Here is an 11210-nt window from a genome sequence, read left to right as displayed (position 1 = left end):
CAACCGCGTTGCCGAAGGTGGCTCGGATCGTCTGGTCGAAATCCGCCGCGTGAGCTGATGCCCATGGCTGATAACGACAACTCGACATACAGCGCTTGCTCCCCTCCAAAGCCCGGTCCATTGACCGGGCTTCGTTTTTTTATCTAGAGTGCCCAGCCGTACTGTCACAGAATCCAGAACCCCATGCTGCCGCGTGCCGAACAGAAGCAACAGACCCGCCAGGCCTTGCTCGACGCCGCCTGCCAGCTGATGGAGAGTGGCCGTGGCTTTGGCAGCATCAGCCTGCGCGAAGTGGCCAAGGCCGCTGGCATCGTCCCCACCGGTTTCTATCGGCATTTCCCCGACATGGATGCCCTGGGCCTCGCGCTGGTCGCCGAGGTCGACGCAACCTTCCGCCAGACCATTCGCCTGGTGCGCCACAACGAATTCGAACTCGGCGGCATCACCGACGCCTCGGTGCGCATCTTTCTCGATGTGGTGGCGGCACACCGCGCCCAATTCCTGTTCCTCGCCCGTGAACAGTACGGCGGATCGCAGCCCGTGCGCCAGGCCATCGCCCGGCTGCGCCGGGACATCAGCTCTGACCTGGCCACCGACCTTGCACGCATGACCCGCTGGCAGCACCTGGACAGCGCCGCCCTGGGGGTGATGGCCGACCTGGTGGTCAAGACCGTGTTCGCCACCCTGCCAGAGCTGATCGACAGCCCTGATCCGGCTTGTCCACAGGCGCTGACCGCGCAGGACAAGATCACCCAGCAACTGCGCTTCATCTTCGTCGGGGCGCGGCATTGGCAGGGGTTGGGGAATCCTGGCTGAAGCCCGCGAGGCGGCCAGCACAATCAACCCCTTCCCCAGTTCTGCTACCATGGCGCCCTGCCCGATTGCGACGAGCGCCTTCATGTCCAACCCCCGCCCTACCCCGTCCGAGTTGACCACCTGCCTGGCTTCTGTGCGCGAACATTTCGCCGAGCGCATCGTGCCCTTGTGGCAAGGTCCCGGGTGGAACGCCGACATGGCCCTGCCCTTCGAAGCCCTCGACGCCGAACACCACCCCCTGCCGGTGCAGCGCTACCGCGCCATGGCCTGCGCACGTCAGCTCTACCTGTTCAGCAGCCGCATCGAGCAACCCGGTGCCGCCGAGCGCGCTGCCGCGCTGTTCCGCTCGCTGCAGCGACATTTTCACGACGCCGAGCACGGCGGCTGGTTCTACAGCATCGATGCCGACGGCAAGCCACTGGACCGACGCAAGGACCTCTACACCCACGCCTTCATCGTCTTCGCCTGCGCCCACTACTGGGGCAAGGTCGGCGAAGGGCTGGTCGAGTCGGCGCTGAACGCGGCCCTGGAAATCATCGAGGAGCAGTTCGCTCGGGATGATGGTCTGTACGAAGCCGTGCTGGGCGAAGACTGGTCCGACCTTGGCAGCGGCCCGCTGCAGAACCCGCAGATGCACCTGGCCGAAGCCTTCCTGCAAACCCTGGCCGTGCGTAAGGACGATGCCGCGCAAGCGGCCCTGCTGCAGTTATGCACAGCCCTGCAGGCGCAGTTCATCGATCCGACCCACGGCGTGATGCTGGAAAAACCCCGCGGTGCTGTGGATAACTGGTTCGAGCCCGGCCATCAGTTCGAATGGTTCTACCTGCTCGACACCTCGCCACTGCTGCGCGGGACCCCGCTGCATGCATCGATCAGCCGGGCGTTCGAGTACGCCGAGGGTTGCGGCGTGAAGGATGCGGCGGTGCTCGCGTCGCTGGATGTGGATGGCAAGGTCATTGATGCGACCCAGCGGATCTGGGCCCAGGCCGAATATCTGCGGGCGCTGGCGTTGAAGCCAGGCAACGAGGCAAAGCTGATGACCCAGCTCAAAGCCCTCGAAGACAACTTCCTGCATGCCGGCGGCTGGCACGAATGCCGTGATGGCCAGGGCGCAGTCAGCCGGCACGACATGCCGTCCACCACGCCCTACCACCTGGCCACTTGCCTCGAAGGCCTGCAACGCCTGCACTAATGGCTGTAGGGGCGGCGGTTCGGCGCCCCGACTTGCCCGCGAAAAAGACACCGCGCTGCCTGGCACGGGCTACGCCCGTGTTCGCGGGCAAGCCCGCTCCTACAGGGGGATTGGGCTGACCTTTAGATTTTGAGCAAGACAGTTGCTCCTACAAGAGTTGGCGAGGAACCGTTTTCAGCCCTTGGCCGAGCGGTCGATCGAGAACCCAGCCCAGTCCTGGCTTACCGGCATCAGTTCAAGGCTGTTGATGTTGATGTGCGCCGGCTGGTTGAGCACCCAGAAGATGGTGTCGGCGATGTCCTGCGGCTGGATCGGCTCGGCGCCCGCGTAGGTAGCGTCGTAGCGCGACTGGTCGCCACCGAAGCGCACCAGCGAGAACTCGCTTTCGCACAGCCCCGGCTCGATGTTGGTCACCCGTACGCCGGTGCCGCGCAGGTCGCAGCGCAGGCTCAGGGAGAACTGCCCGACAAAGGCCTTGGTGCCGCCATACACATGGCTGCCCGGATAGGGGTAGTTGCCCGCCACCGAACCCACGTTGAGGATGCTTGCGCCACGGCCATGGGCGATCAGGCGCGGCAACAGCAGGCGGGTGGTGTACATCAGGCCCTTGATGTTGGTGTCGACCATGGTTTCCCAGTCGTCCAGGTCGCACTGCGGCGCAGGGTCGGCGCCCAGGGCCAGCCCTGCGTTGTTGACCAGGCCCTGCAACTTGTCGAAGGACGGCGGCAGGCCGGCAATCGCCGCCTCCATTGCCTTGCGGTCGCGCACATCGACCACCAGGCCCAACACCTCGGTCTTGGCCGACAGCTCGGCGCACAGGGCGTCCAGGCGCTCCTTGCGGCGACCGGTGAGCACCAGCTTCCAGCCCGCGTCGGCGAAACGACGGGCAGTGGCTTCACCGAAACCGGAAGTGGCACCTGTGATGAATACGGTGGACGTCATGCTGTTCTCCTTCGCTGTAGGGGTCGTCGCAGGCCTTGCAGCATGCCCGCGGCGCTCGCCGGCAGCAAGCCGTTTTCGGTACTGGTCAAAAAACAGGCAACGCCTCGAAAGCCTTGCAGCACAAGGGCTGGTGCAGGCTATACGCATCTTATCCACAAGGCTTTCCCCACGGATTGGGGGCAACTCGTCGGGTAAAGGGAACCCTGTGGCCTGAGGGAACTCTTTCAGAGCGCTCAGGGTGATGGCTCAACGCTTTCAGCCATGCCGTGTACAGCGGTCTGTCCAAGGGTTGCGCACAGACTTATCCACAGAAAGACAGCAGCGATCCCTGGCCGCGTTTCAACGGCAAAAGAGCCACGGAATTGTGCACAAAGCTCGATTGATCAATTATTGATCATTGCCATGCAGACCTTGGAGTGCGAGGGGTCCAGCGAGGTGCCACCATGTTTTCCACAGGCGGTTCCACATTAATCGTGGAAAAGACCGTGCCTGTGGAAACAAGGGTTTATGCAAGGAATCTACGGTGTTTCAAGCGCGATGTGCGACAAGTTGTCCACATTGGCGACCGGGGCTGCCTTGCAGCCCCTGCCCCACCTCAATGCCCGCCCAGATACGCGCTGCGCACCTCTTCGTTGACCAGCAACTCCTGCCCGGTCCCGGTCATGCGAATCTGGCCGTTGACCATCACATACGCCCGGTCCGACAGTTTCAGCGCATGGTTGGCGTTCTGCTCGACCAGGAAAATGGTCATGCCGGTCTTGGCCAGTTCGCGCAGGGTCGAGAAGATCTGCTTGACCACGATCGGCGCCAACCCCAGCGACGGCTCGTCCAGCAACAGCAGCTTGGGGCGGCTCATCAAGGCACGGGCGATGGCCAGCATCTGCTGCTCGCCGCCGGACATGGTCATGGCCCGCTGGTTGCGGCGCTCCTTGAGTCGCGGGAACAGCTCGTACATGCGCTGCATGTCTTCGTCGGCATGCTTGTCGCCGATGGGGATGGTGCCCATCATCAGGTTCTCCTCGACGGTCATGTCGGGGAACACCCGCCGCCCTTCCGGCGACTGGGCGATGCCGTTGGAGGCGATGTAGTGCGACGACTTGCGGGTAATGTCGGTGCCACGGTAGAGGATCTGCCCGGAAGCTGCCCGCGGCTGGCCGAAGATCGACATCAGCAGCGTGGACTTGCCCGCGCCGTTGGCACCGATCAGGCTGACCGTCTCGCCCTCCTCGATATGCATCGAGACCTTCTTCAGCGCCTGGATCGGCCCGTAGAACACATCCAGGTCCTTGAGCTCGAGAATGGGTGCACTCATATCAGTTCCTCTTCGTCGGCACCCAGGTAGGCGGCGATTACCGTCGGGTTGTTGCGGATGTCCTGCGGGGCGCCTTCGGCGATCACATTGCCGTGGTCGAGCACGACGATGTGATCGGAAATGCTCATGACCATGCCCATGTCATGCTCGATCAGCACCACGGTGATGTCGTGCTCGTCGCGCAGCACACGAATCATGCGGCTCAGGGCCTCGGTCTCCTGCGGGTTGAGGCCGGCGGCCGGCTCGTCCAGGCAGATGATCTTCGGCCGCGTGCACATGGCCCGGGCGATCTCCAGGCGGCGCTGCTGACCGTACGACAGCTCGCCGGCCAGGCGGTTGGCGCAATCGACCAGATCGACCACCTCCAACCAGTAGAACGCGTGGTCCAACGCATCGCTTTCGGCCTGGCGATAGCCCTTGGTGTTGAGCACCCCGGCCAGCAGATTGCGGTTGACCCACATGTGCTGGGCAACCAGCAGGTTTTCCACCACCGACATTTCCTTGAACAGGCGAATGTTCTGGAAGGTGCGTGCCAGGCCCGCGCGGTTCACCAGGTGGGTGCCACCGAACATCTTGTAGTACAGGCGGTTGGCGAAGCGCGCCGGGGAGACGAAATCCGTCGCCTCGAAGCGTTCGCCCAGCAGTTGGATGACGTTGGTGTGACGGCCACGCACGTTCAGCTCGATGCGCCCGCCGCTGGCCTTGTAGAAGCCGGTCAGGCAGTTGAACACCGTGGTCTTGCCGGCGCCGTTGGGGCCGATCAGGGCGAAGATCTGGTTGCGCTTGACCTTCAGGCTGACGTCGCTGAGCGCCTTGATGCCGCCGAACTGCATCATCAGGTTATCGACCGAGAGAATGATTTCGTCGCTCATGGCGCCACTCCTTTACGTGGGACCACGCCAGTGCGGCTGATGCGGATCAGCCCTCGCGGTCGCCAGATCATCATCAGCACCATCAGCACACCGAACAGCAGCACGCGGTACTCGGAGAAGCTGCGCAGCAGCTCCGGCGCCACGGTCAGCACGAAGGCGGCGATCACCACGCCCACGGTCGAGCCCATGCCGCCAAGCACGACGATGGCCAGGATCAAGGCCGATTCGAAGAAGGTGAACGACGACGGGTTGACGAAACCCTGGTAAGTGGCGAAGAACACCCCGGCAAGGCCCGCAGTAGAGGCGCCCAGGGTAAAGGCCGAAAGCTTGACCAGCACGTGATTCAGGCCCATCGAACGGCAGGCGATCTCGTCTTCACGCAGCGCCTCCCAGGCTCGACCGACCGGCATGCGCGTGAGCCGGTGCTTGATGTAGAGCACCGCCAATACCACCAGGAACAGCACGATGTAGATGAACAGGAACTTGTAGTTGGCGTTGTATTCGATACCGAAGAACTCGTGGAACGGCACCCCGCCATCCTTCGCCCGACGGCCGAACTCCAGCCCGAAGAAGGTCGGCGACGGCGCCGGCATGCCGTTCGGGCCACCGGTGAACGACAACCAGTTGTTCAGCACCAGGCGAATGATTTCACCGAACCCCAGGGTGACGATCGCCAGGTAGTCGCCATGCATGCGCAGCACCGGGAAGCCCAGTATGCATCCCGCCAGCGCCGCAGCGATGGCCGCCAATGGCAGCACGGTCCAGAAGCCCAGCCCCAGGTACTGGTAGCCCAACGCCAGGCCGTAGGCGCCGATGGCGTAGAACGCCACGTAACCCAGGTCGAGCAGTCCGGCAAGGCCGACCACGATGTTCAGGCCCAAGCCCAGCAGCACGTAGATCAGCCCGAGGATGACCACGGTCAGCAGGTACTTGTTGGCAAAGATCGGGAAGACGATGGCGATGACGATCAGCGCCGGGATGATGTAGCGCAGGCGCGACTTGTAGTCGGGAGCCAGCACGTGCACGCCGGAGCCGCCGCTGTCGAAGCCTTGCAGCAAGCGTTGGCCGGTGGGTGTCTGCAGGAACAGGCTGAGCACGAAGCGACCGATCATCACCCCGCCGACCAGCCACGCGACTCGCCGGGGTTCTGCATTGAAGCTGTAGCCGTCGAGCACCACGCCGACGATCGGGCCGAAAACGATGAGCGCCAGCAGGCCGGCGACGAGGGTCTCGATCAGGCTGCGCTTGATGTCGAAGCCCTTGCTTGGAGAAGTGGAGGCAGTATTGGCAACGGACATGATCACACCTTAGCCACGAGCGGGCGACCGAGCAGGCCTTGTGGACGGAAGATGAGGATCATCACCAACAGCGAGAAGCTGAACACGTCCTTGTAGTCGGAGTTGACCAGGCCAGAGAACAGCGATTCGGAGATGCCCAGGATGATCCCGCCGAGCATGGCACCCGGCAACGAGCCGATGCCCCCGAGCACCGCGGCAGTGAACGCCTTGATGCCGATGATGAAGCCCGCGTAGAAGTCGAAGGTGCCGTAGTTCATGGTGATCAGCACACCCGCCAGCGCCGCCATCACCGCACCGATGACGAACACATAGGAGATCACGCGGTCGGTGTTGATCCCGAGGATCGACGCCATCTTGCGGTCCTGCTGGGTGGCGCGGCACATGCGCCCGAGCTTGGTGTACTTGATCACGTAGGTGAGCAGGCCCATGCCGACGAAGGCGGCAACCAGGATGAAGATCTTGGTGTAGGTGAGCTGGACGAAGCCGGTGCCGATATCGACGCGCCAGGCGCCTTCGAGCAGGGTCGGTACGCCTTGTTGACGCGCGCCCTGGCTGAGCTGCGCGTAGTTCTGCAGGATCAGCGAGATGCCGATGGCGCTGATCAGCGGAGCCAGGCGAGTGGAGTTGCGCAGCGGCTTGTAGGCGATGCGCTCGATGGTGAAGCCATAGACACCGGTGACGACAATGGTGAACAACAGCGTGCCAAGCATCAGCAGCGGGAAGGATTCGATACCGAAGTAGGCCAGCAATGCCAGGCTGATCGCCGCGAGATACGCGGAGATCATATACACCTCGCCGTGCGCGAAGTTGATCATGCCGATGATGCCATAGACCATTGTGTAGCCGATGGCGATCAGACCATAGACAGACCCGAGGGTCAGCCCATTGATCAGTTGCTGCAGGAAAATACCATCCATAACGCAATCTCACCTATTGAGATTGCACGAGCGCCGACCACGGCGGGGGCAAGGGTAGAGCGTCCCTCGCCGCGCAGGACTGTGCAGATCTACGGATAAAGTACAAATACCGCGGGGCCGCGGCCCGGTGCGCCAAGGCGACCGGGCTTCAAGCCATTGTTATTTTTGTTTTTCCAGCTGGTGGTACTTGCCGTTGGCATCCCACTGGTAGACCACGTAGTCGGAGACGGTCAGGTCGCCCTTGCTGTCCCACTTCTTCTCGCCCATGACGGTCTTGACCGGATTGGCCTTGAGCCACTTGGCGGCGTCTTCGCCCTTGTTCGACTTGGCGCCGTTGAACGCGGCGGCCAGCGCCTGGACCGAGGCGTAGGCGTACAAGGTGTAGCCCTCAGGCTCGGTGCCGGCCTTGCGGAACTCCTCGACCACCGCCTTGCTGTCTGGCAGCAGGCGCGGGTCGGCACCAAAGGTCATGTACACGCCGTCGGTGTACTGCGCACCGCCTGCGGTGGCCACCAGTTCGTCGGTGACGATACCGTCGTCGGACATGAACTTGACGTCCTTCAGGCCCTGCTCGCGCAGCTGGCGCACCAGCGGACCGGCTTCCGGGTGCAGCCCGCCGAAGTAGACGACGTCGGCGCCGGTGGAGCGGATCTTGGTGACCACGGCACTGAAGTCCTTCTCGCCACGGGTCAGGCCTTCGTACAGCACAGGCTTGACGCCGCGCTTCTCGAGCTGCGCCTTGGTCGCATCGGCCAGGCCCTGGCCATAGGTGTCCTTGTCGTGCAGGACCGCGACCTTCTTGCCCTTGAGCACATCGACGATGTAGTCGCCGGCGACGATGCCCTGCTGGTCGTCACGACCGCACATGCGGAACATGGCCGACAGGCCGCGCTCGGTGACCTGCGGGTTGGTCGACCCGGGGGTGATCGCGATGACGCCGGCTTCGTCGTACACCTCGGAAGCGGGAATGGTGTTGGAGGAGCAGAAGTGTCCGACCACGCCGATCACCTTGTCCTGATCGACCAGGCGGTTGGCCACGGCCACGGCCTGCTTCGGCTCGCACGCGTCATCGCCCTTGACCAGGACGATCTTCTCGCCGTTGATGCCGCCAGCCTTGTTGACCACATCGGCTGCCGCCTGGGCACCCTTCATGTATTGCTCGCCAAACGCTGCGTTAGCGCCGGTCATCGGGCCCGCTACGCCGATCTTTACGTCGGCCTGTACATACGAAGAAACACCCAGTGCCGTAGCCACGGCCAGTGCCAGGAAACCTTTCTTGTAAAACGTCTGCGACATGAGGTGGTGCTCCTAGAGTTTTTTTAGTTGGCACTACAACTTCATCAACCCTGTGCTCCGAGCAAGGGCCGTGCCATCAGTTTTGTCTTCCGGAAAAACACACTTCGCTGGGCCACTGCAGACCTCCGGCGGTCGTTTCTTTATTGAGCGTGCAACCGTCTGCCACAGGGCAGGCGCCACTGAACGCAAAACAAAGGAGCAACCGCAAGGTGCCATCATTGCAACCCTCGCAAGTGTTTACGTGCAACCATCCTGTAACAGCATGACGTCACCGAAGTGCACACCGGTGGTGCGTCACTGCTACAGGCAGCACTGTTTGAAGGCTAGCTGGTGCACGGAAAAACACCCGATCTGGCGGTTCTGGCCTCTTCGCGGGCAAGCCCGCTCCCACTCCTGTAGGAGCGAGCTTGCCCGCGAAGAGGCCAGCCCAGACACCACAACACCCAAAAGGCTGGCACAATGTCCGCCATTCGCTGCTTCCGGAGCCTTTTTGATGAGCGAGAGCGCATTCGCCGAGCGCATCGTGCATAACCTGCTCGACACCGACTTCTACAAGCTCACCATGATGCAGGGCGTCCTGCACAACTACCCGGACGCCGACGTGGAATGGGAATTCCGCTGCCGCAACGGCGAAGACCTGCGCCCCTATCTGGGTGAAATCCGTCAGCAGATCGAACGGCTGGCCGACCTCACCCTCGACGACGGCCAACTGGCGTTCCTCGAACGCATCAGCTTCCTCAAGCCCGACTTCCTGCGCTTTCTCGGCCTGTTCCGCTTCAACCTGCGCTACCTGCGCATCGGCATCGAGCACGACCAGTTGTTCCTGCGCCTGCGCGGCCCGTGGCTGCACGTGATCCTGTTCGAGGTGCCGCTGCTGGCGATCATCAGCGAAGTGCGCAACCGCGCCCTGCATCCGCAGATGCGCCTTGAGACTGCGCGCGACCAGCTCTATCACAAGTTCGACTGGTTGCGCGCCAATGCCAGCGAAGAAGAGCTGAGCGCCCTGCAAGTCGCCGACTTCGGCACCCGCCGACGCTTCTCGAGCCGCGTGCAGGAAGAGGTGGTACGGGTGATGCGCGATGACTTCCCGGCACGCTTCGTCGGCACCAGCAACGTCGACCTGGCATGGAAACTGGATATCAAGCCGCTCGGCACCATGGCCCATGAATGGATCATGGCCCACCAGCAGCTCGGCCCGCGGCTGATCGACAGCCAGATCGCCGCGCTGGACTGCTGGGTACGCGAGTACCGCGGGCTGCTCGGCATCGCCCTGACCGACTGCATCACCATGGATGCGTTCCTCGGCGACTTCGACCTGTACTTCGCCAAGCTCTTCGACGGCCTGCGCCACGATTCGGGCGAGCCGGTGGCCTGGGCGGAAAAGGCCATCGCGCACTATCGCAAGCTGGGGATCGATCCGATGACCAAGACCCTGGTGTTCTCCGATGGCCTGGACCTGCCGCGCACCCTGCAGATCTTCCGCGCACTGCGCGGCCGCATCAATGTCAGCTTCGGCATCGGCACCAACCTGACCTGTGACATCCCGGATGTGGCGCCGATGAGCATCGTGCTTAAAATGACCGACTGCAACGGCTCGCCAGTGGCGAAGATTTCCGACGAAGCCGCCAAGACCCAATGCCGCGACGAGAACTTCGTCGCCTACCTGCGTCACGTATTCAAAGTCCCTAGCAAGGAGTAACCCATGCAAGCCGTTCAGCAAGAGATTGCCCAGGCGCTCAAGGTACAGCCACCCTTCGCCGACGCCGCCGCGCTCGAGAAGGAAGTGGCCCGGCGCGTGGCCTTCATCAAGGACTGCCTGGCCAACGCCCGACTCAAGACCCTGGTGCTGGGCATCAGCGGCGGCGTCGATTCGCTGACCGCCGCCCTGCTCGCCCAGCGCGCCGTCAATGAGCTGCGCGCCGAGACCGGCGACAAGGCCTACACCTTCATAGCCGTACGCCTGCCCTACCAGGTGCAGCACGACGAACACGACGCCCAGGCCTGCCTGGAGGTGATCAAGGCAGACGAAGTGCACACCGTCGATATCGCCCCGGCCGTCCGAGCCCTGGCCGCCGAAGTGGTGGAGCTGAAGAACGGCTCGCCGACCCTGGTCGACTTCGTCGTTGGCAACGTCAAGGCGCGCACCCGCATGGTCGCCCAGTACACCATCGCTGGCGCGCGCGCAGGCCTGGTGATCGGCACCGACCACGCCGCCGAGGCGGTGATGGGCTTCTTTACCAAGTTCGGTGATGGTGCCTGTGACCTGGCGCCGCTGAGCGGGCTGGTGAAGAACCAGGTGCGGGCGATCGCGCGCAGCTTCGGTGCGCCGGAATCGCTGGTGGAGAAGGTGCCAACTGCAGACCTGGAAGACCTGGAACCAGGCAAGCCGGACGAGGCATCACATGGCGTGACCTATCAGCAGATCGATGCCTTCCTGCATGGGCAGCCGGTTGACCAGGCAGCGTTCGACATCATCGTCGCCACCTACCGCAAGACCCAGCACAAGCGCGAACTGCCGTTCGCCCCATAAAAAGCTTCGCGGGCAAGCCCGCTCCCACAGGTTGT

Annotated in this window: 10 protein-coding genes; 4 read left to right on the top strand and 6 right to left on the bottom strand. The window is 63.1% G+C overall.

Annotated elements, in window-relative coordinates; genetic code table 11:
• The first annotated feature begins 183 nt into the window (after positions 1 to 183).
• Together HU729_RS23550 and HU729_RS23545 are read left to right on the top strand one after the other, a co-directional pair.
• Positions 184 to 816 carry a TetR family transcriptional regulator gene (locus HU729_RS23550; protein WP_054894553.1) on the top strand — a complete coding sequence of 211 codons (633 nt, stop codon included), beginning with the start codon at positions 184 to 186 and terminating at the stop codon, positions 814 to 816.
• Positions 817 to 898: 82 nt separating this feature from the next.
• On the top strand, positions 899 to 2008 hold the full coding sequence (locus tag HU729_RS23545; protein WP_186665956.1) for an AGE family epimerase/isomerase: 1110 nt from the start codon (positions 899 to 901) through the stop codon (positions 2006 to 2008).
• 174 nt (positions 2009 to 2182) lie between these two features.
• On the opposite strand, the gene HU729_RS23540 is transcribed toward HU729_RS23545, so the two are convergent.
• The 6 genes from HU729_RS23540 to HU729_RS23515 form a co-directional block, all read right to left on the bottom strand.
• Positions 2183 to 2950, bottom strand: a complete 768-nt coding sequence (locus HU729_RS23540) for an SDR family oxidoreductase (protein ID WP_186711699.1) — start codon at positions 2948 to 2950, stop codon at positions 2183 to 2185.
• A 595-nt stretch (positions 2951 to 3545) separates the two neighbouring features.
• Positions 3546 to 4262, bottom strand: a complete 717-nt coding sequence (locus HU729_RS23535) for an ABC transporter ATP-binding protein (protein ID WP_054894550.1) — start codon at positions 4260 to 4262, stop codon at positions 3546 to 3548.
• Positions 4259 to 5134 (bottom strand): ATP-binding cassette domain-containing protein, encoded by an 876-nt coding sequence (locus HU729_RS23530; RefSeq protein WP_186665953.1) that lies wholly within the window; start codon positions 5132 to 5134, stop codon positions 4259 to 4261. The genes HU729_RS23535 and HU729_RS23530 overlap by 4 nt, the downstream gene beginning before the upstream one ends.
• Positions 5131 to 6432: a high-affinity branched-chain amino acid ABC transporter permease LivM gene (gene livM / locus HU729_RS23525; RefSeq protein ID WP_186711698.1), complete on the bottom strand. Its 1302-nt coding sequence runs from the start codon at positions 6430 to 6432 to the stop codon at positions 5131 to 5133. Before livM ends, HU729_RS23530 begins: the two co-directional genes overlap by 4 nt.
• A 2-nt stretch (positions 6433 to 6434) precedes the next feature.
• Positions 6435 to 7349, bottom strand: a complete 915-nt coding sequence (locus HU729_RS23520) for a branched-chain amino acid ABC transporter permease LivH (protein WP_186665947.1) — start codon at positions 7347 to 7349, stop codon at positions 6435 to 6437.
• A 159-nt stretch (positions 7350 to 7508) separates the two neighbouring features.
• Positions 7509 to 8645 carry a branched-chain amino acid ABC transporter substrate-binding protein gene (locus HU729_RS23515; RefSeq protein WP_186665946.1) on the bottom strand — a complete coding sequence of 379 codons (1137 nt, stop codon included), beginning with the start codon at positions 8643 to 8645 and terminating at the stop codon, positions 7509 to 7511.
• A 493-nt stretch (positions 8646 to 9138) separates the two neighbouring features.
• On the opposite strand from HU729_RS23515, the gene pncB reads away from it, so the two are divergent.
• Both pncB and nadE read left to right on the top strand, forming a co-directional pair.
• Positions 9139 to 10344, top strand: coding sequence for a nicotinate phosphoribosyltransferase (gene pncB, locus HU729_RS23510; RefSeq protein WP_186711697.1), 1206 nt, complete (start codon positions 9139 to 9141; stop codon positions 10342 to 10344).
• Positions 10345 to 10347: 3 nt separating this feature from the next.
• Positions 10348 to 11175 carry an ammonia-dependent NAD(+) synthetase gene (gene nadE / locus HU729_RS23505; RefSeq protein WP_186711696.1) on the top strand — a complete coding sequence of 276 codons (828 nt, stop codon included), beginning with the start codon at positions 10348 to 10350 and terminating at the stop codon, positions 11173 to 11175.
• The last annotated feature ends 35 nt before the right edge of the window (positions 11176 to 11210 follow it).

It is taken from the genome of Pseudomonas sp. RW10S2 (assembly GCF_014268985.1).
Classification (GTDB): Bacteria; Pseudomonadota; Gammaproteobacteria; order Pseudomonadales; family Pseudomonadaceae; genus Aquipseudomonas; species Aquipseudomonas wayambapalatensis.
The sequence above is the reverse complement of the archived record's forward strand: the minus strand, read 5'-3'. Positions and strand labels throughout refer to the sequence as shown.

Excerpts from the sequence above, each read along its gene's own strand:
- HU729_RS23550 (WP_054894553.1), top strand. The coding sequence starts at position 184 with ATGCTGCCGCGTGCCGAACAGAAGCAACAGACCCGCCAGGCCTTGCTC.
- HU729_RS23545 (WP_186665956.1), top strand. The coding sequence starts at position 899 with ATGTCCAACCCCCGCCCTACCCCGTCCGAGTTGACCACCTGCCTGGCT.
- HU729_RS23540 (WP_186711699.1), bottom strand. The coding sequence starts at position 2,950 with ATGACGTCCACCGTATTCATCACAGGTGCCACTTCCGGTTTCGGTGAA.
- HU729_RS23535 (WP_054894550.1), bottom strand. The coding sequence starts at position 4,262 with ATGAGTGCACCCATTCTCGAGCTCAAGGACCTGGATGTGTTCTACGGG.
- HU729_RS23530 (WP_186665953.1), bottom strand. The coding sequence starts at position 5,134 with ATGAGCGACGAAATCATTCTCTCGGTCGATAACCTGATGATGCAGTTC.
- livM (WP_186711698.1), bottom strand. The coding sequence starts at position 6,432 with ATGTCCGTTGCCAATACTGCCTCCACTTCTCCAAGCAAGGGCTTCGAC.
- HU729_RS23520 (WP_186665947.1), bottom strand. The coding sequence starts at position 7,349 with ATGGATGGTATTTTCCTGCAGCAACTGATCAATGGGCTGACCCTCGGG.
- HU729_RS23515 (WP_186665946.1), bottom strand. The coding sequence starts at position 8,645 with ATGTCGCAGACGTTTTACAAGAAAGGTTTCCTGGCACTGGCCGTGGCT.
- pncB (WP_186711697.1), top strand. The coding sequence starts at position 9,139 with ATGAGCGAGAGCGCATTCGCCGAGCGCATCGTGCATAACCTGCTCGAC.
- nadE (WP_186711696.1), top strand. The coding sequence starts at position 10,348 with ATGCAAGCCGTTCAGCAAGAGATTGCCCAGGCGCTCAAGGTACAGCCA.